Below are 20193 nucleotides of genomic sequence, written 5' to 3' on the forward strand. Positions count from 1 at the left end.
AAGTGAAGAAATTTACCTTTTTTTTAATAACAGTATTTATCGTTTCGTGTGATTTAATAAGTTTAAAAACAGAAACGTTTAAAGAAGATCGCCCAATAGCTACTGTGTATAATAAAAATTTATACAAAAAAGATATTGAAGTACTGATACCTGAAAATATTTCTAAAAAAGATAGTTTAGTTATTGTAAAAGGTTTGATAAACTCTTGGGCAAAACAACAGTTGTTACTAGTAAAAGCTGAAGAGAATATATCAGAAGTTAATAGTACTGAAATAGAAAATTTAGTAAACGATTATAAACAAAGTTTGTATATAAACGGATATAAAGAAAGGTTGATAAAGCAACAATTAGATACAATTGTAAGTAATGGAGAAATAAAATCGTATTACGATAAAAATAAAGAAAATTTTAAGCTTAATGAAGAGTTATTACAGTTCGAATATATTCATTATGGTAAAGATTTTTTAGATAAAAAAGAGACTATAGTTCAGTTTAAATCAAATAAGCAAGAAGATAGAGAAGATTTAGAAAGACACCTGTTAAACTTTAAATCTTACCGATTACAAGATTCAACTTGGGTTACTTTAGATTATTTAAAAGAAAATATTCCTCCTTTTCAGACAGAACCTAAGCAAAATTTGTTAAAATTATCCAAATTCATACAAAAAGAAGATAGTTTAGGAGTATATTTGGTCGCTGTAAAAAATATGTTGCCAACTAATGCCATAGCTCCAGTAGCATTTGTTAGTTCGAGGATAAAACAAATTATTTTACATAAAAGAAAATTAGAATTAATAAGAGAGATTGAAAAAACGCTGATAAATGATGCCATTCAAAACAAAAACTTTAAAGAATACTAGTATTTTATTCACCTTTTTCTTAGCTAGTTTAGGAGCAGTAAACGCTCAGCAAACTAAAGTAGATGGAGTAGCGGTTGTAATAGGTGAAAACATTGTATTAGATTCAGATATTGAAAAGTTTAAGCAAGAGGTTGAGGTGAGAAGTGAAGGTAAAGTTACCATTTCTAATTGTGAGATGCTTGAAGAATTAATGCAACAAAAATTATTAGCACACCATGCAGTGGTTGATAGTGTTGTGGTTTCTCAAAGTGATATTGATGGGAAAGTTCAAAGAAGCATCGATTATTTCACTAATCAATATGGAAGTGAAGAAAAAGTAATTGAAGCTTACGGTTTTAATGATATTGATGATTTAAGAAAAGAACTAGGTAGAGTTCAAAAGGAAAATCTATTGATAGAAAAAGAGCAGCAAAAAATTACTGAAACTATCGATGTTACTCCAGAAGAAGTACGTGTATATTTTAAAGGATTAAAAGATAAAAACGAATTACCAGAGATTCCAGCTGAAGTAGAAATTGCACAGATTGTTTTAAAAGCAGAACCTGCTAAAGAAGAAAACGACCGAATTATTAATAAGCTAAATGAAATAAAAAAGCAAGTTGAAAACGGAGCAAGTTTCAAGCTAAAAGCAATTATTAATTCTGATGACCCTAGTGTTGCTAAAAATGGAGGAAGTATGGGAGTTATTACAAAAGAAACTGGTTTTGTTAAAGAGTTTAAAGAAGCTGCTTTTTCTTTAGAAGAAGGAGAAATTTCAGAACCTTTTAAATCACCTTTTGGTTATCATATTGTTTTATTAAATAAGATAAGAGGTAATGGTAGAGATGTTTCTCATATTTTAATGCAACCAGAAATTGCAGATGATAAATTAAAAGAAACAAAAGAAGCTGCAGAGAAAGTTGTAAAAGAGATTAAAGAAGGTAAGTTAACTTTTGAAGAAGCGGTAAAAAAGTATTCAGAAGATGATGAAACAAAAAATAATGGAGGTTTAATAATCAATCCATATACACAAGAAACAACTTTCGAATTAACAAGAATGCCTCCAGATTTATTTGCTAGAATTAGTGAACTTAAAAAAGGAGATTTATCTGATATTTTTTATGATGAAACTCGTGAGGGTGAAAAAATGTACAAAGTTATTTTTGTAAAGGATAAAACTGAAACACATACTGCTGATTTAGTTAAAGATTATGTTAGAATGCAACAGTTTGCCTTAGCAAAGAAAAAAGAAGAGGAAGTTGAAAAATGGTCGAAAGATAAAATTCAAGAAACTTATATCAAATTAGGAAACGATTATAAAAAATGTACTTTCAAAAAAGATTGGAAGAAATCGAATAAATAGTACTTAATAAATTTAGTATATTGTGATTCCCGCGTAAAGCGGGAATCTTACTTTATAAAAGTTTGTAATTGAATTAAAAATATAAAAGATAAGCTATGTCAGAAGTAACTGCTGTAAACGATTTAGTAAAAAAGTTTAACCAACTTCAAAAAGAAATAGGTAAAGTTATTATAGGTCAGCAAGAAGCAGTAGATTATACATTGTTGTCTATTTTATGTGGCGGACATTCACTTTTAATCGGAGTGCCAGGATTAGCAAAAACTTTATTAGTTAATACGATTTCGAGCGCTTTGGGCTTAAATTTCAACCGCATTCAGTTTACACCAGATTTAATGCCGTCTGATATTTTAGGGAGCGAAATTTTAGACGAAAACCGTCAGTTCAAATTTATAAAGGGACCTATTTTTTCTAATATTATTTTAGCGGATGAAATTAACCGTACACCACCAAAAACACAAGCCGCTTTATTAGAAGCAATGCAAGAGAAATCGGTTACGATTGCAGGACATCATTATAAATTAGACTTACCATTTTTCGTATTGGCAACTCAAAACCCTATCGAGCAAGAAGGAACTTACCCGTTACCAGAAGCACAGTTAGATCGTTTTATGTTTTCAATTCATTTAGAATACCCAACTTTTGATGAAGAAGTGCAAGTTGTTAAGAATACAACTTCTAATATAAATCAAAAGGTAAATTCTATTTTTTCAACACAAGAAATTATTGAAGTTCAAAAGTTAATACGTAAAATACCAGTTGCTGATAATGTAGTAGAATATGCAGTAGGCTTAGTTGGTAAAACACGTCCTAAATCGGATAAAGCAACCGAATTAATTAAAAAATATATCGATTGGGGAGCTGGCCCAAGAGCTTCACAGAATTTAATTTTAGCAGCCAAAGCCCATGCAGCTGTAAATGGAAAGTACTCTCCAGATATTGAAGATGTACAAGCAGTAGCTATTCCTATTTTATCTCATAGAATAGTAAAGAACTATAAAGCAGAAGCAGAGGGAATAACTGTAAAAGAAATTATTAATTCATTGTTTTAAGATGAGAAAAACATATCCTTTAGTTTTTGGCTTATTATTTACTTTGACCTCATGCGTAGTTGAGGTAAAGAAGTCAAAAGAAAGATCTGTAGAAGAAGAAAAACAGGGAATTTTAGCAATTATGACTGCTCAAGAGAAAGCTTGGTCTAATCATGATTTGGAAGGTTTTATGAAGGGATATTGGAAAAGTGATTCTTTAAAATTTTATGGAAGTAATGGTATTACTTTTGGTTGGGACAAAACCTTAGCCAATTATAAAAAAGGATATCCAACACCTAAACATTCAGGAAAGCTGAATTTTAAGGTTAATGACATTTCAAAAATAAATAACGGAGCTTATTTTGTGATGGGAGAATATCATTTAAAAAGAGAAATAGGAGATGCTAAAGGTGTTTTCATGGTTATCTTTAAAAAGATAGATGGGGATTGGAAAATTATTGCAGATACTTCGTGCTAAGTATAATTTTTTAGATAAATAAGAAGAGCTAACTTTTAAAAGTTAGCTCTTCTTATTTATAATTGATTTGTAAATTCTTATGAAAACATCTTCGCTACTTTCTCAGCTTTTCTACTTTCAGAATAATCATAAAAACCTTCACCAGATTTAATTCCTAATTTACCTGCCATTACCATATTTACTAATAACGGACATGGAGCATATTTAGGGTTTTTAAATCCGTCGTACATTACGTTTAAGATAGATAAGCAAACATCTAATCCGATGAAATCAGCTAATTGTAATGGCCCCATTGGATGTGCCATCCCTAGCTTCATTACTGTATCAATCTCAGCAACACCAGCAACACCATTGTATAATGTCTCAATAGATTCGTTAATCATTGGCATTAAAATACGGTTGGCTACAAAACCTGGGTAATCATTTACTTCAACAGGAATTTTGTTGATCTTTTTTGTTAAATCAACTGTAAATTCCATTACTTCATCAGAAGTATTGTAACCTCTAATAATTTCTACCAATTTCATAATTGGTACAGGGTTCATAAAGTGCATTCCGATTACTTTTTCAGGCCTGTTAGTTACAGCAGCAATTTGAGTAATTGAAATCGAAGAAGTGTTGGTTGCTAAAATGGTATCTTCAGGACAAACTTCATCTAACTCTTTAAAAATTTTAGATTTTAAAGTAACATTTTCGGTAGCAGCTTCAATAACTAAACTAGCATATTGTACACCTTCTTTTATTGATGTATAAGTTGAAATGTTATTTAATGTATTGTTTTTATCATCTTCAGATATTTTTTCTTTAGCCACCATTCTATCTAAATTTTTAGTAATGGTCGCAACACCTTTATCTAAGGCAGCTTGAGAAATATCTATTAATTGTACGTTGTATCCAAATTGAGCAAATGTATGAGCAATACCATTACCCATAGTTCCAGCTCCAATTACAGCGATGTTCTTCATGTTGTTTGTTTAGTTTAAATTTTTATTTAAGAATTGATTAAAAACAATCAATTATCATTTGAGCCACTCTTAATGCTTCAGTTCCTTGACTTAAAGATACAATTGGTGTTGTATCGTTATTAATAGCATCCGCAAACGATTCTAACTCATCTAAAATAGCATTGTTAGCAGTTACTTCAGGGTTGTCGAAATATATTTGCTTTTTAACACCTTCAGCATTTTGTAAAATCATCGCAAACTCATCTGGCTTTTCAGGAACATCTTTCATTCTAACTACTTCAGATTTTTTCTCTAAAAAGTCAACAGAAATATAAGCGTCTTTTTGAAAGAAACGACTTTTACGCATATTTTTCATTGAAATTCTACTAGATGTTAAGTTGGCTACACATCCGTTTTCAAACTCAATACGGGCATTGGCAATATCTGGTGTTTCAGAAATTACAGACACTCCACTTGCATGTACGTTTTTTACTTTTGATTTTACGACTGATAAAATAATATCAATATCATGAATCATTAAATCTAATACCACAGGTACATCAGTTCCTCTAGGATTGAATTCAGCTAAACGATGTGTTTCGATAAACATCGGAGTGTCAATCATATCCTTTACAGCTGTAAAAGCAGGATTAAAACGTTCTACGTGCCCAACTTGACCACGAATATGTTGCTGACTAGCCAAAGTTCTAATTGCTTCAGCTTCTAAAACTGTGTTAGTAATCGGTTTTTCAATAAAAATATGTTTTCCTTTTTCAATAGCTTGTTTTGCACAATCGAAATGAGAAAGGGTAGGAGTAACAATGTCAACTACATCAACAGCATCAATTAGTTCTTCAACAGAATCGAATAATGTGTATCCAAATTCTTCAGCAACTTTTTTCGCATTTTCAGTAAAAGGATCGTAAAACCCTACTAATTGGTACTTTTCTGATTGTTGCAACAAACGCAAGTGAATTTTTCCTAAATGTCCTGCGCCTAAAACCCCAGCTTTTAACATAGTTTGTTTATTGTATTTGAATCATTTCGAAAAAAATGATTTTAGTTTTACTTCTTGATTTTACTTGAAAAAATCAACGCTAACAAATATACGCTTTTATACATATTTATTGCTATTTTTAACCCGACGAAATTTAACTATTAGTGAGAGATACTACCAAACATCAAGGGCTTAGAAATCAGCTAGCAAACGTTTTACAAGCTAAAGGAATTACAAATGAAGCTGTGTTAAATGCTGTGCGAAAAATTCCTAGACATTTGTTTATTGATAGTAGTTTTGAAGCTCATGCGTATCAAGATAAAGCATTTCCCATTGCAGCAGAACAAACAATTTCGCATCCTTATACAGTAGCATTCCAATCGCAAACATTAAAATTACAACCAGGTGAAAAAGTTTTGGAAATTGGTACTGGTTCTGGATATCAGACAGCCGTTTTATTAGAATTAAAAACTGAAGTGTATTCGATAGAACGTCAGCATGAATTATTTAAAAAAACATCGATGTTTTTACCTAAATTAGGTTATCGACCTAAACGTTTTATTTTTGGTGATGGTTATAAAGGTTTGCCTGAAGAAGCTCCTTTTGATAAAATCATCGTAACTGCTGGTGCGCCATTTGTGCCGAAAGCTTTATTAGGACAAATAAAAGTAGGAGGTAAGTTGTTAATTCCTGTAGGAGATAAAGAACAAGTAATGACACTTTTTATTCGTAAATCACCAAAAGAATTTGAAAAGCATGAATTAGGCGATTTTAAGTTTGTGCCAATGTTAGAAAAGAAGAATTAAAAAATCCGCCTTAAAAAGCGGATTTATTGAATTTGAATAAAAGAAACATCAACTTATTCAGCAACCACAGTTGCATCTGCAACTACGATTTCTTGTTGATGTTGTTTTTGTTTTGTTTGGTCAATTTTTGATAACCCACAAGGGCTAGTACTTCCACAAGAAGAAAAACCGATTAAGCTAACAGCACAAATTGCAATAAATACTACTTTTCTCATTTTTTTAGTTTTAAAAAATCAAATATACATATTTCTGATTAACTCACCAGAATCTTTCTTCTGTTCAATAACGTTAAACCCAATCATTTTATTTTGTATACGGGTAATTAAATTTTTTGTAACAGGCTTACCATCGTTCCATTCGGTTATAGATAACCATTCTTGAATATCCTCTAACTGTTGCTCGTATCTTTCGGCAAGTATTTCATCAATATTATCAAAGTCTTTAAAATCTTTGGTACAATTATTAATAATATCAAGTACTTTTTTTACTTCTTCGAAATTGTTTTCTAATACTTCATTACGAACTGCTACTACAAAACAAGGCCATGGAGTAGGGCAGTCGCCCAAGCGTCTAAACGTACCGTTGTCAACTAAAGGTTTTGTAGTGAAATGTTCCCACATAAAATAATCAGCATCACCATTAGTTAATGCATCAATTCCGCCTTGTAAATTACCAACAACTTTAAACTTTAATTTATCAATATCCCATCCATTATTATGCGCATTTACAATTGCCATTAAATGAGATCCAGAGCCGAAACGACTTATTGCTACAGTTGCATGTTCTAAATCGTTAATACTTTTAAATTTTGATTTAGCGCCAACGTGAATCCCCCAAATTAAAGGGCTCTTAACAAAAGTCTGCGTTATTTTAGAAGGATTACCGTTAATTATATCTTTTATAATTCCTTCGGTAAGTACAATGGCAATATCAACATCACCAGAGCGAAGCGCTTTACACATAGCACCAGTACCTCCAGGAAAATCTTGCCAACGTAAGTTGATTCCTTCGTTTGTATATTCTTTATTTTTTAAAGTAACATACCAAGGGTAATTAAAATGCTCTGGTACACCACCTACTTTTAAATTTAGCATTTATTCAGCTAGTTTATCTAATGTATATAAAATTAAATCTGCTACAACTTTACCAGGGTCTTCACTAAATGTTCCGTTAGCTCTGTTTGCGATTAAAGCATTCATAGATGCGGCATTATGACCTAATAACTTTGATAAGCCATAAATTGCAGAAGTTTCCATTTCTAAGTTGGTGATTCTATTTCCACTATGGTTAAAGCTATCGATCTTTTTGTTTAATTCAGTATCTTGTAAGCCTAAACGAAGAACACGACCTTGAGGTCCGTAAAATCCACCAGCAGTAGCAGTGATTCCTTTATGAACTTTATCAGACATTAACTTATCTTCTAAAGCTTTTCCGTTAGCAACAATTAATGGGTAAGATTTTTTTGAACTCCAACCAGTATGATTGATAAAAGCTTCTTCTAGTTCTGGATGTGCAATATCTTTTACTTGATAAGATAATAACATTCCGTTTAAATCTAACCCATGAGAGCTTAATAAGAAACTATCTACAGGAATATCTGCTTGTAAAGAACCAGAAGTTCCTATTCTTGTAATATTTAACTGTGTATGATTTTCTTTTACTTGACGCGTTTCTAAATCGATATTAACTAAAGCATCTAATTCGTTTAAAACAATATCAATATTATCAGGACCGATTCCTGTTGAAATAACAGTTAAACGTTTCCCTTTATAGGTTCCAGTTGTGGTTTTAAACTCACGTTTTTGAGTAGTGAATTCAATAGAGTCAAAATGTTGTGTTACTTTATCTACACGGTATTGATCTCCTACAAAGATAATATCGGTAGCTATATGCTCAGGTCTTAAATTTAAATGGTAAATACTTCCATCAGGATTTAAGATGAGTTCAGAATGTTGTATGTTCATTTACGATGTAATTTTTAACAGCTTATCAGTAGAGTTTACATATAGATAGCTGTATTTTTTTGAGCCGCCAAGATACGAAAAATCAGAACGCATTTTACTATAATAATTTGTTTGATTATGAAGTACTTGCTTACCTACTTTACTTAATTTAACAGGGTTAAAAGAAGTAAATAGTTTTTTTAGTTGATCTAATTTATTAAAGTATTGAATATCACCAAACCCATAGTTTTCTTGATTACTTAAAAGATTACCTACTAATTGTTCTTTTGATGTGAACTGATTGTTTTTTACAGTTTTTAAAATACTATTTTCAACATGATTTAATCCGTTTTTGATAGAAGGAAAACGTAATAAGTGTGATTTTATAGCTTCTTCTAGGTAACTGAAAGTAGCGCTTGAATTAAATTTGTAAGCGTTTTCTAATTGTAGCGGACTGTCTGAACAATATAGTTGCCAAATATAATCGGCATATTCAATATCGTCTTTTGTAAGTTGAGTTCTCTTTTTGTATAGTTCTTTTAATTGAGAATTTGTAAGTTCATTTAAGCCAAAAAGTTTCTCTTGGTCATTTATCGTACCACTACAAACCAAAGATATTTGTCGTTCTTTTCGGTAACGCTTCAACCAGCTTATTACTGCTAACATATTTATTTGACAGAATAAATCATATTCAAACCATAAAACAATTTCATCTTGCTCTTTTTGATTGCAAAGATTTCTATACTCTTTTACGGTGTAATCAATAAATTTTTGTTTTGAAACTTTATAAGAAGATTTTAAAAAGTCGAAACGAGTTTTCCAAAAGCTTTCGCTACCAACATCAACTGATGTTTTACCTTCACATAGCATCTCTCGCCATGTGATTATATCACCTTTAAAATTTAATTTATTAATTCTATCTGTGGTGCTGTCTCCGTTTGTGATGTGTAATATAGAGGAAGCCATACTCTTGGGGAATTTAATTGAACTCGCTTTATTCAGTATATAATAAACGTCTGTTTTTTAACGTTATTATTAATTATTTACATTTTAACATTCGGTTATTGTAAATAAACAAAAGTGTCAAGAATTTAAATTCTTGACACTTTAATAATATTATCCTCCAACGCGTTTTACGTTAAAGCCTTTATCTTTTAAAATTTGCATTATTTGATCGCGATAATCTCCCTGGATGATTATTTTATCATCCTTAAAACTACCACCAACACTCAATTTAGTTTTAATTTCTTTTGCAAGCTTTTTAAAATCTTGAGTTGCTCCGTTGTAACCATCTAAAATTGTAACAGGTTTACCTTTGCGTTTCTCGTACTTGCAAAGAATAGGATCATCTTGTAGCCAAACATCCGATTTTTCTTCAACAGGTTTTTCTTCAAACTGATGTTCTGGAAATAAATTTTTTAATTGATCTTGAAAATCCATTAAATTATTTTTTTAACCCTAATTCACGTAAACGTTCATTTAAAAATTCACCAGCAGTAATATCTTCAAATTGCTTCGGATTATTCTCATCGATACATTTATCTAAAACATCTAATTTCATATCAGAAACTGGGTGCATAAAGAAAGGAATTGAATAACGTGAAGTTCCCCACATTTCTTTAGGAGGATTCGTTACTCTATGTATCGTAGACTTTAATTTATTGTTACTGTGACGAGATAACATATCTCCAACATTAATCATTAATTCATCAGGTTCTGCAATAGCATCGTGCCAAACTCCGTCATGATCTTGCACCTGTAAACCTTTACCTTGAGCTCCCATTAACAATGTAATTAAGTTAATGTCACCATGAGCTGCAGCTCTTTCTGCTCCTTTAGGTTCAGTTTCAATAGGTGGGTAGTGGATAGGGCGTAAAATACTATTTCCGTTTTTGATATAATTATCAAAATAAGTTTCTTCTAAACCTAAATGCAATGCTAAAGAGCGTAAAACGTACTTAGCAGTTTTTTCTAACATTTGGTAAGTTTGTTTACCTACTTCGTTAAATTTAGGTAATTCAGAAACTTCTACGTTATCTGGATATTCTTTTGCGTATTTAGAATCAGCATCAACGTATTGTCCGAAGTGCCAAAATTCTTTTAAATCTCCTTCTTTTTTACCTTTAGCAGATTCTTTACCAAAAGATACATATCCTCTTTGACCTCCAATTCCTGGAATTTCATATTTTTCTTTTACTTCAGTAGGTAAATCGAAAAAGTTCTTGATTTCTTTATATAGGTTGTCTACTAATTCGTCATCTAAAAAATGACCTTTTAAAGCAACAAAACCAATAGTTTCGTATGCGTTACCTATTTCGTTGATAAATTTTTGTTTTCTGCTTTCATCGTTAGATAAAAAGTCAGCTAAATTTACACTTGGGACTTTGCTCATTGTTAATAACTTTTATAAAAATGACTGTAAAGGTATTAAAAACAAGGGGACGATTAAAAATTACTTATTAACAAAAGGAATTAAATAGGATATTGTGTAGTTGAAACCAAAACCTGTATTGCTTTCAAAAACTCTGTTAAAGCCAGGAACATAAAGCGTTTTGAAGTTTTCTTGATCATCAATGCTAATCACGATTTTATAAGAAAACCCTGCACTGAGGAAAAGATTTTTAAAAGTTTCTACTTTAATACCCAGTTGTAATTCTGTCCAATGAGCAGTTAATCCAGTATCGGTAACTGGTGTTTGAATTGTATTGGAAGGGAAATATGGACTCCCTACATTTGGTTTATAGCTATTTAAAGTTTGATCGAATAAAGCAAAACCATATCGCATACCTACATAGATTTCGTTATTCATATCTAACCAATTTTTATAAGCATTGTAGTTAGCACCTAATCTAATAAAACTACCTTTTGATGTTGAAGTTGTAAAATCTTCGAAGGTAATTTCTTCTTCATATCCTAACTCAGTGGCAACATACCAATTTTTTGAAACTCTATAGTCACCAACAAGTTCTAATCCGCTATAACTTTTGTCAAATATTGATAAAGCAGGTCTGCTAATATCTACACCTAAGCGAAGTCCGTAACCAGTTTTGTATACGATTGTGTCTTTTTTAGCTGTGGCTGTATCTGATTTTTGTGCATATCCGTTTGCACAAAAAAGAAGTAAAGAAATACTAATAATATACTTGTACATGAGCTCTTGCTTGATTATCGATATTAGTAATTTGTGAAGTAGATAAATTATCAATCCAACTAGTGTATTCTAAATTTACATCTTTATATATAACTCTAAATCCACATGAACGAGACACGTAATCGTCTTCAGGATTGTATTTTATAGTAAGTGTAGCTGTTTGATTGTTAGCTATATTTCCATCAACACTATTCATTTTTAATGTGTAAATAGTTTCTTGCGCTAAACTATTTAAAGGAATAGCAATACTATCAGTAGTTTGACCGGTAAATAAACTATCTGTTTTACCTTGTGCTATAATAGATAAACGTTGAACTGCTTTTAGTTGAGAAGTATCATCTTTATCATAAAAACGTAAAACCAAATTTGGAGTTACGGGATTCTGGACACAAAAATCGTCTTTTTCGCAAGCTGAAATTCCTATAAAAACAAGAATTAATAGAAAGATGTATTTTTTCATTAAAATTTATTTTTCAAATAAAACAACAGTTTCGATATGTGATGTATGAGGAAACTGGTCTACTAAACTAATCTTTTTTATTTGATAACCAGCTTCGCGTAACATTTCTGTATCACGAGCTTGTGTTGCTGGGTTACAAGATACATAAACCATTCTATCTGCATTTAGATGGATGATTTTTTTCAATGTTTTGGGAGCGATTCCTGCACGCGCAGGGTCTAAAATGATAGTTCTAATTTTATTTTGATATTGAGGATGTTGGTTTAAAAATTTACCAACATCGGCAGCATAAAATTCTAAACCTTCAATATTATTTCGTTTAGCATTTTTCTTTGCATCTTCAATTGCTGAAGCAACAATATCTACTCCAACTATTTTTGCATTTTCACTTTTAGAAGCTAAAATTTGACCAATAGTTCCTGTACCACAAAACAAATCCATTACCACAGTATTATCAACAGCTTCTTTATTTTCTAACGCATAATCGATAACTTTTGTATATAGTTTTTCTGCTGATTTAGGATTGGTTTGAAAGAAGCTTTTCATGCTAATCTCAAAATTTAATCCTAATAATTCTTCTACAATTTTATCTTTTCCGTACACTAAATCAATACTTCCTGATGTTGCTATAGTTCTATCACCAGTTTCATCATTTATAGTATGTAATAAACCAGCAACTCTATCGCCGAATAAATCAACTAAAAAGTTAGCAAATTTGTTTAAGTCGAACTTAGGTAAATCAGGTGAGGTTGTAACTAAGTTGAATAATAGCTCATTAGTTTTATATGATTTACGAACGACGAAGTATCTAAAAAAACCTTCTTTTTTAGGTCCATGCCAAGGAGCTAAACCAGTTGCTTCGCAATACTTTCGAATGTTTATTAGATTGTCTTCAAATTGCTTATCAAACAAACCAGAATCTTTATCTAAATTGTCTCCCATCCACCAAACACCTCGACGTTTAAAGCCTAAGGTGAAGAAGTCGGCATCAGTTTTATTAATTCTGTCGTAACCAATTGCAGAAAACCCATACTCCATTTTATTTCTGTAGTGAAATACATTAGGAGAAGTAACAAACTCGTCAAACAAATCTTCGATGTTTTCTACTTTACCAATGCGTTTAAATAACGATAAGGTACTTTCTTTTTTATATTGATGTTGTAAATCGATTGGTAGCTGAATATACGGAGCTCCTGGAATATCTTGAAAAGGAACTTCAACTTCATTATCAGAATGTTTTATAACTTCAATTAGTTTACATTCAGCATATTTTTTTTGAGACTTAGCAACTCTAGCTTTTACCAACTGTCCTGGTAAAGTATTTGGAACAAAGACCACGAAAACTCCTTCTTCAGAACGAATTCTTCCAATTCCTTTTCCGCCAAAGGCATAATCTTCAATTAAAATCTCAATAATTTGATTTTTTCTAACAAATTTATTTCGTTCTCTACGTGGCATTTTATTCAGGTTTATAGGTTGCAAAATTAGGAAAAGAATATGGTTTGATTATAAAAAAAGACAGCGCATTAAAGTCAAATATTAAAAAGTGATGTTTAATGGGTAAATAATGAAGTTATGTTATTTGTTTTTACAATTGATCTTATATAATTTGAAATTGTAATATCAGTAATTTACTCTTTATTATTAATAGTAGTTTTAACAAGTTTTTTAATTAAAGGTTTAGTAAGAAATACTTACTTTTGGTGTTATACAAAATCATAAATATTGAATTACGAGTTATTTATAGCTAAGAGAATTATTGCTGGGAAAGAGTATGAAAACAGCATATCATCACCAATAATAAAAATTGCAATTACTGCGATTGTTTTAGGTATTGCTATTATGTTAATTGCGGTTTCAATTGGTGCTGGCTTTCAAAATAAGATTCGCGATAAAATGAGCGGATTTAAAGGGCATGTTCAGATTATAAATTACGATAATAATAACTCGGATGTATCAACTGTTCCAATAGATAAAAACCAAGAATTTTATCCAGAGTTTAAAAATATTGATGGTATTAAAAATGTACAGATTTATGCCAATGTAGGTGGAATTATTAGAACACCTACCGATTTTGAAGCAATTATTTTTAAAGGGGTTTCTACTGATTATGATTTTTCTTTCTTTAAAGAATATTTAAAAGAAGGAAGGTTGCCAGACTTTAGTTTAGGTAGAAATAAAGAAATTATAATTTCTGAATCTATAGCAAATAGATTAAACTTAAAATTAAATGATACCATTCAAACACTGTTTAGTTCGGAGAAGAGTCGATTAAAACACAAAATGCGTAAACCTATTATTGTAGGAATTTATAATACAGGTTTAGAGCAATATGATCAGTCGATTATCATCGGAGATATTAGAGAGGTGCAACGAATTAATAGTTGGGATGATAATCAAATAGGAGGTTTCGAAGTTTTATTAGATGATTTTGATGAGATTCAAGAAAAAGGAAACGAGATATACAGCACTATTGGTACTACTTTAAATAGTAATACAATTGTTGATAGCAACCCTGCAATTTTTGAATGGATAAACCTTTTAGATAATAATGTTTGGTTTATAATAGGTATCATGGTTTTAGTAGCGGGGATAAATATGGTTACTGCATTATTGGTACTTATTTTAGAACGAGTACAAATGATAGGGATATTAAAAGCTTTAGGAAGTACTAATTGGAGTATTAGAAAAGTATTCTTGTACAATGCATCTTATTTAATTTTAAAAGGACTTTTGTGGGGGAATATTATAGGAATAGCTGTATTATTCATTCAAAAATATTTTAAAGTAATTTCTTTAGATCCACAAACATATCATGTATCTACTGTACCAGTTGATATTAATTTATGGTCGATAGTATTCTTAAATTTAGGAACCTTAGCATTGTGTTTTATCATGTTAATAATTCCGTCTTTTATTATCACTAAAATTCAACCTTCAAAATCCATTCGATTTGCATAAATTTGCAGCATAATTTTAGAAAATGAAATACGCAAAAAATATATTAGAAACTATTGGTAACACACCATTAGTTAAGATAAACGAATTAGCTAAAGAAATACCAGCTTTAGTTTTATCTAAATACGAAACGTTTAATCCAGGTAATTCTACTAAAGATAGAATGGCTTTAAAAATGATTGAAGATGCAGAGGCAGACGGTCGTCTAAAACCTGGTGGAACTATTATAGAAGGTACCTCTGGTAATACAGGTATGGGATTGGCTTTAGCAGCGATTGTAAAAGGATACAAATGTATTTTTGTTTTATCTGATAAGCAATCTAAAGAAAAGATGGATATTCTTCGTGCCGTTGGAGCAGAAGTAGTAGTATGTCCTACAGACGTTGAGCCAGAAGATCCTCGCTCTTATTATTCTGTTTCTAAGCGTTTAGGAGAAGAAACACCTAACTCTTGGTATGTAAACCAATATGATAATCCAAGTAATGCAAAAGCACATTACGAAAGTACTGGTCCAGAAATTTGGGAGCAAACTGAAGGTAAAATCACACACTTTGTAGTAGGAGTTGGTACTGGAGGAACAATTTCTGGAGTTGGAAAATACTTAAAAGAAAAAAATCCAAACATTAAAGTTTGGGGAATCGATACTTACGGATCAGTATTTAAGAAATACCATGAAACTGGTGAGTTTGATGAGAAAGAGATTTACCCATATGTAACTGAAGGTATCGGTGAAGATATTTTACCAGAAAATGTAGATTTTTCTATTATTGATGGATTTACCAAAGTAACTGATAAAGATGCTGCAGTTTACACGCAGTTATTAGCAAAGAAAGAAGGAATGTTTTTAGGAAACTCTGCTGGAGCTGCTATGAAAGGATTATTACAGCTTAAAGATGAATTTACTAAAGATGATGTAGTTGTTGTTTTATTCCACGATCACGGAAGTAGATATGTTGGGAAAATGTTTAACGACGATTGGATGCGTAAGATGGGATATATCGAATAAATCACATTTATACATATAAAATTCAAAAGCCCACTCATATGAGTGGGCTTTTGTTAATCAACTAATTCAAATAATTTACACAATGAAAACGGTTTACTACGTCGTCTTCGATTAGTTCTTTGCAAACCTCGTGCCAAAATGTGTTTTTAAGTGATTATTTGTTAAAAAGATGTGATTTTTACATTTAATTAACATTTAAAAGTTTTAAATTATTGAATTGATAATTTTTGAATGTTTTTTATTTTTGAATCGTAGGGAATTTGTGGTTTTTTTGAGAAAAACAAAATAGCATAAAAAAATCCTCCAATTTAGGAGGATTTATTATTTAACTAGCATGTTTATGTGCTTTATAAGAAGATCTGACTAGAGCGCCGCTTTCTACATACATAAAGCCCATTTCTAAGCCTAAAGTTTCATATTTTTTAAACTGATCAGGAGTTATAAATTCTTTTACAGGTAAATGTTTTTTACTTGGTTGTAAGTACTGACCAATAGTAATAACATCCAAACCAACACCACGTAAATCTTTCATCGTTTGGATAACCTCTTCTTCCGTTTCCCCTAAACCAAGCATAATTCCAGATTTAGTACGCATTCCGTTTACTTTTAAGTATTTTAAAACACCTAAACTTCTATCATATTTCGCTTGTATACGAACTTCACGAGTTAAACGACGAACAGTTTCCATATTATGAGAAACTACTTCTGGAGCAACTTCAATAATACGATCAATTAATTTTTCGTTTCCTTGAAAATCAGGAATTAAAGTTTCTAAAGTAGTATTAGGATTTGCTCTACGAACAGCATTTACAGTTTCTGCCCAAATAATAGAACCACCATCTTTTAAATCATCTCTATCAACCGAAGTTAATACTGCATGTTTAATACTCATTAATTTTATAGAACGAGCTACTTTTTCAGGCTCATCCCATTCAACAGTTTCTGGTCTACCAGTTTTTACACCGCAAAATCCACAAGATCTAGTACAAATGTTACCTAAAATCATAAAGGTTGCTGTACCTTCCCCCCAACATTCACCCATGTTTGGGCAACTTCCACTAGTACAAATTGTATTTAATTTATACTTATCTACTAATCCTCTAAGATCCGTGTATTTTTTACCTACAGGTAATTTTACACGTAACCATTTTGGTTTTTTTTGTCTTTCAGGAAGTGTAACTGTTTCGTTTGTCATTCTCTAAAAATTGAAAAGCAAATTTACAAAGAAAAGCGTTACAAACTAAGTAAAAACCAAATACTAAATCCAACTAAAAAAACGATGCCAGTTATACTTAAAATTCGCAAACCTAATTTTGGGCGATGCTTTTCTGGAGTGTGTTTTCCTGTGATTAATATATAATTTAAAATAGCGTAAAAAGGTGCAGTTAAAAATGATAAAACAGTAGCTATTTTAACTAAGAAACCCATGTCAGATAAAAAGTAATTTAAGATTATAAAAGTTCCAAAAGCTAAAAGTAACATCCAAAACCAATAACTGAACTTATTTTTCTTATCAAAAATAAGGTTCGATGCTTTAGTCATTGCTCTTGGAGAAGCATCTAACGTAGTTAAAGTGGTGCTAAACATAGTGGTGAATGCAGCAATCCCAATAAATAAATAAGAAAACTCCCCTAAGTTTTTTGTGTATAAATGAATTAATTGTGAGGCAAATACAGTTCCTTTATTTGAAAAAGATTCTCCAGATCTATACATAACCAAAGCGCCTAACATCACAAAACAAACACCTAAAAATAAAGTGCTGATGTAGCCAACATTAAAATCGAAAATGGCATGCTTTGGTTTAATTTTTTCAAAAGTATTTTTACTTTTCTCAACCGACCATAATGAATGCCAAATAGAAATATCTAATGGGGCTGGCATCCAACCTAAAAATGCAATCAGAAAAGTAACTTGTGCAGTACCACTAGGAATTATTTGTTGAAAAGAAAATCCTTTATTGGTGCTAAATAGCGCAACATTTACAGCAATGATTGTGCTAATTGTTAATATAATAATGATGTATTTCATTAAATTATCAAGAAGCTTGTATTTACCAATAAGTAAAATGACAATACTTATTGTCATTATGATTAAAGACCAAACCACTAAATTATTAGTAACACCAAAAAGATTAGCAGCTAAACCAGCTGTAACTATAGTAACCGCTGCTTGAATGGTAAACATGGTTACGAAATTTAAAATATAGTAGCTTACTAAGAAGCCTTTACCTAACTTTCTATAACCGTCTAATAACGTTTCTCCTGTAGCCGCAGCATAACGTGGACCGTATTGGAAAAAAGGGTATTTAAAAATATTTACAATTAAAAGTGCCCATAGTAAACCAAATCCAAAATCGGCACCTGCTCTAGTAGATTGTACTAAATGAGAAACGCCAATGGCTGCACCAGCAAATAAGAGTCCTGGTCCAAGTAAATTTAAAATGGATTTTTTCATGAAAAGGGAAGGGGGTTAAAGAAAAGTGTTGAGGGCTGTTTTAAATAATGTTATAATTGATTGATAATATGCTTTTTAAAAAGCATGGCAATCTATGATTTTTTTATTATTTCTGCTAATAATTTTTTAGCTCTCAGTAATTTAACTTTAACATTGTTGATTGGTTCATCAATTTTTTTAGAAATTTCTTTGTAACTCAGCTCTTGAAAAAAACGTAAATTAATTACCTCTTGGTACTTTGGTTTTAGTTTTTTAATATCTCTTAAAAGCTTCGCAAGGTTTTGTTCTGTAATAATTTTATCTTCAGGAGAAGGAGAGTTGTCAATAACTTTAAAAGCAGCTTCTTCTTGTTCTTTTGTCGTTTCTATTTGTAAAGAAGATTTTTTCTTTCTAAGAAAATCGATATAAACGTTTTTAGAAATGGTAATTAACCATGTTTTGAATTGATATTGTTCGTCGAACGTATCAATTTTATCGAAAGCTTTTGAAAAAGTTCTAATCGTAATATCTTCAGCATCGTTATCATTATTAATTTTTGATAACTGATAATTATACACACTTCCCCAAAAAGTATCTAATAGGAAATTAAAAGATATTTGATTCCCTTTTTTAGCTTTTTGAATGTGTTTAAGTACTTTTTCTTTATTTACTTCCAATGTGTAGGTTTAGAAATTCTAGTTGATATAAATATAGTGATTTGTAATAACAATAAACAAATATCAAGTATTGGTAAAAAGAATAGTATTTGTTTTTCTTGCAATTTATAGGCTGATTTTCCAATAATGATATATTGAATAAGAAAATAAACAAATATTATAGGAGTAATAATTTTCCAATTTAAAACTGCTAGATAAATAGCTAAAGGATAAAATAAAATCTTGGATATAATAAATAAACGTAAAAAGAATTTATGTTTAAATTTATATAAAGATGTTACTATTGATTGTTTTCTTTTTTCTGAAAACCATTTTTTAAAGGAATATATACCTGAGCTTTCAACAAAACTAGCATTGCTAGTGGCTGTTACAGTATTTTTATTTGTTGATGCATCTTTTAGAAATAAATCGCTTTCACCGATAAAAATATTTAAATGGTTTATAAATCCGTTAATCTTAAAAAAATCACTTTTTGTATATCCAATATTACCAGAATTAGCTGTAAACGCACTACCAGTTTTGGTAAAAGAAAAAGATTGAATTGTGTTTATGATATTATCAAAACGGAAAAGTAAATTGCTAAAAGAATGTTTTTTAGATTTTAATTTTTTGTACCCAATAACAATTGTTTTTTCTTTCGAAAAATTAAATGCCATTTCGTTAATCCAGTTTTTAGAAATAGGGGTACTATTTGTTTCTGTAAACAATAAATGTTCATGAGAAGCAGCTTTTATACCTAATGTTAATGAGTACTTTTTATTTCCCCAAAAAGCTTCAGTGTTTTTTACGTTTACTAATTTTATATTAGAATGTTGATTCTGTAACTCTTCAATAATATCTAGAGTAGTGTCAGAAGAAGCATTGTTTATTAAAACAATTTCAAAATTAGAATAATTTTGTTGAAGAATATTTTGAATGTAATTAGCTAAATTTCCTGCTTCGTTTTTAACTAAAATAATTATAGAAACAGGTATTTCGTTGCTTTTTAATTGAGTTTTCTTTTTTTCAAAAGCAAAAACAGAAAAATAGAAGTAATAAATTATTTGAATAACCGTAGCTGCTACAAAAATGTAGAAAAGTACAGTAAATATCATAAAGAAAGGTTGGTTA

Annotated in this window: 22 protein-coding genes; 7 read left to right on the forward strand and 15 right to left on the reverse strand. The window is 30.4% G+C overall.

What is annotated here, in order from left to right; genetic code table 11:
• Positions 1-2: 2 nt before the first annotated feature.
• The 4 genes from H3Z83_RS10640 (at position 3) to H3Z83_RS10655 (ending at position 3708) form a co-directional block, all read left to right on the forward strand.
• Complete coding sequence (locus H3Z83_RS10640) at positions 3-860, forward strand: apurinic/apyrimidinic endonuclease family protein (protein WP_182125476.1); 858 nt, start codon at positions 3-5, stop codon at positions 858-860.
• Positions 823-2202 (forward strand): peptidylprolyl isomerase, encoded by a 1380-nt coding sequence (locus H3Z83_RS10645; RefSeq protein WP_246337542.1) that lies wholly within the window; start codon positions 823-825, stop codon positions 2200-2202. The genes H3Z83_RS10640 and H3Z83_RS10645 overlap by 38 nt, the downstream gene beginning before the upstream one ends.
• A gap of 95 nt (positions 2203-2297) precedes the next feature.
• Positions 2298-3251 carry an AAA family ATPase gene (locus H3Z83_RS10650; RefSeq protein ID WP_182125477.1) on the forward strand — a complete coding sequence of 318 codons (954 nt, stop codon included), beginning with the start codon at positions 2298-2300 and terminating at the stop codon, positions 3249-3251.
• Position 3252: 1 nt separating this feature from the next.
• Positions 3253-3708, forward strand: a complete 456-nt coding sequence (locus H3Z83_RS10655; protein WP_182125478.1) for a YybH family protein — start codon at positions 3253-3255, stop codon at positions 3706-3708.
• Between the two features lie 77 nt (positions 3709-3785).
• Here H3Z83_RS10655 and H3Z83_RS10660 read toward each other — a convergent pair whose 3' ends face one another.
• Positions 3786-4673: a 3-hydroxyacyl-CoA dehydrogenase family protein gene (locus tag H3Z83_RS10660; RefSeq protein ID WP_182125479.1), complete on the reverse strand. Its 888-nt coding sequence runs from the start codon at positions 4671-4673 to the stop codon at positions 3786-3788.
• 37 nt (positions 4674-4710) lie between these two features.
• A complete protein-coding gene (locus H3Z83_RS10665; RefSeq protein ID WP_182125480.1) occupies positions 4711-5670 on the reverse strand; it encodes a Gfo/Idh/MocA family protein in 960 nt (319 codons plus the stop codon).
• A gap of 143 nt (positions 5671-5813) precedes the next feature.
• Here H3Z83_RS10665 and H3Z83_RS10670 point away from each other — a divergent pair, with 143 nt between their 5' ends.
• Positions 5814-6455, forward strand: coding sequence for a protein-L-isoaspartate(D-aspartate) O-methyltransferase (locus H3Z83_RS10670; RefSeq protein WP_182125481.1), 642 nt, complete (start codon positions 5814-5816; stop codon positions 6453-6455).
• A 53-nt stretch (positions 6456-6508) separates the two neighbouring features.
• Here H3Z83_RS10670 and H3Z83_RS10675 read toward each other — a convergent pair whose 3' ends face one another.
• The 9 genes from H3Z83_RS10675 to rlmD form a co-directional block, all read right to left on the reverse strand.
• Positions 6509-6670 carry a hypothetical protein gene (locus H3Z83_RS10675; RefSeq protein WP_182125482.1) on the reverse strand — a complete coding sequence of 54 codons (162 nt, stop codon included), beginning with the start codon at positions 6668-6670 and terminating at the stop codon, positions 6509-6511.
• Between the two features lie 18 nt (positions 6671-6688).
• Complete coding sequence (locus H3Z83_RS10680; RefSeq protein WP_182125483.1) at positions 6689-7549, reverse strand: substrate-binding domain-containing protein; 861 nt, start codon at positions 7547-7549, stop codon at positions 6689-6691.
• On the reverse strand, positions 7550-8419 hold the full coding sequence (locus H3Z83_RS10685; RefSeq protein WP_182125484.1) for a nucleoside phosphorylase: 870 nt from the start codon (positions 8417-8419) through the stop codon (positions 7550-7552). It abuts the gene before it with no gap.
• Positions 8420-9364 (reverse strand): DUF1835 domain-containing protein, encoded by a 945-nt coding sequence (locus tag H3Z83_RS10690; protein ID WP_182125485.1) that lies wholly within the window; start codon positions 9362-9364, stop codon positions 8420-8422.
• Between the two features lie 150 nt (positions 9365-9514).
• Entirely contained in the window at positions 9515-9838 is a 324-nt protein-coding gene (locus H3Z83_RS10695; protein WP_182125486.1) for a translation initiation factor, read from the reverse strand.
• Between the two features lie 4 nt (positions 9839-9842).
• Positions 9843-10790, reverse strand: coding sequence for an isopenicillin N synthase family dioxygenase (locus H3Z83_RS10700; RefSeq protein WP_182125487.1), 948 nt, complete (start codon positions 10788-10790; stop codon positions 9843-9845).
• Between the two features lie 60 nt (positions 10791-10850).
• Entirely contained in the window at positions 10851-11549 is a 699-nt protein-coding gene (locus H3Z83_RS10705; RefSeq protein ID WP_182125488.1) for a DUF6048 family protein, read from the reverse strand.
• On the reverse strand, positions 11530-12009 hold the full coding sequence (locus tag H3Z83_RS10710; protein WP_182125489.1) for a DUF6452 family protein: 480 nt from the start codon (positions 12007-12009) through the stop codon (positions 11530-11532). Before H3Z83_RS10710 ends, H3Z83_RS10705 begins: the two co-directional genes overlap by 20 nt.
• 6 nt (positions 12010-12015) lie before the next feature.
• A complete protein-coding gene (rlmD, locus tag H3Z83_RS10715) occupies positions 12016-13467 on the reverse strand; it encodes a 23S rRNA (uracil(1939)-C(5))-methyltransferase RlmD (RefSeq protein ID WP_182125490.1) in 1452 nt (483 codons plus the stop codon).
• A gap of 267 nt (positions 13468-13734) precedes the next feature.
• Between rlmD and H3Z83_RS10720 the strand changes: the two genes are divergently transcribed.
• Positions 13735-14970, forward strand: a complete 1236-nt coding sequence (locus H3Z83_RS10720) for an ABC transporter permease (protein ID WP_182125491.1) — start codon at positions 13735-13737, stop codon at positions 14968-14970.
• A gap of 22 nt (positions 14971-14992) precedes the next feature.
• Positions 14993-15973, forward strand: a complete 981-nt coding sequence (locus H3Z83_RS10725; RefSeq protein WP_182125492.1) for a PLP-dependent cysteine synthase family protein — start codon at positions 14993-14995, stop codon at positions 15971-15973.
• Between the two features lie 325 nt (positions 15974-16298).
• On the opposite strand, the gene lipA is transcribed toward H3Z83_RS10725, so the two are convergent.
• From lipA to H3Z83_RS10745, 4 genes are all read right to left on the reverse strand, one after another.
• A complete protein-coding gene (lipA, locus tag H3Z83_RS10730; protein WP_182125493.1) occupies positions 16299-17168 on the reverse strand; it encodes a lipoyl synthase in 870 nt (289 codons plus the stop codon).
• 38 nt (positions 17169-17206) lie between these two features.
• Positions 17207-18427, reverse strand: coding sequence for an NRAMP family divalent metal transporter (locus H3Z83_RS10735; protein WP_182125494.1), 1221 nt, complete (start codon positions 18425-18427; stop codon positions 17207-17209).
• Positions 18428-18519: 92 nt separating this feature from the next.
• Positions 18520-19083, reverse strand: coding sequence for an RNA polymerase sigma factor (locus H3Z83_RS10740; protein WP_182125495.1), 564 nt, complete (start codon positions 19081-19083; stop codon positions 18520-18522).
• Positions 19074-20177, reverse strand: coding sequence for a glycosyltransferase (locus tag H3Z83_RS10745; protein ID WP_182125496.1), 1104 nt, complete (start codon positions 20175-20177; stop codon positions 19074-19076). The genes H3Z83_RS10740 and H3Z83_RS10745 overlap by 10 nt, the downstream gene beginning before the upstream one ends.
• Positions 20178-20193: the final 16 nt, after the last annotated feature.

It is taken from the genome of Tenacibaculum pelagium (genome assembly GCF_014062345.1).
Taxonomy (GTDB): Bacteria; Bacteroidota; Bacteroidia; order Flavobacteriales; family Flavobacteriaceae; genus Polaribacter; species Polaribacter pelagius.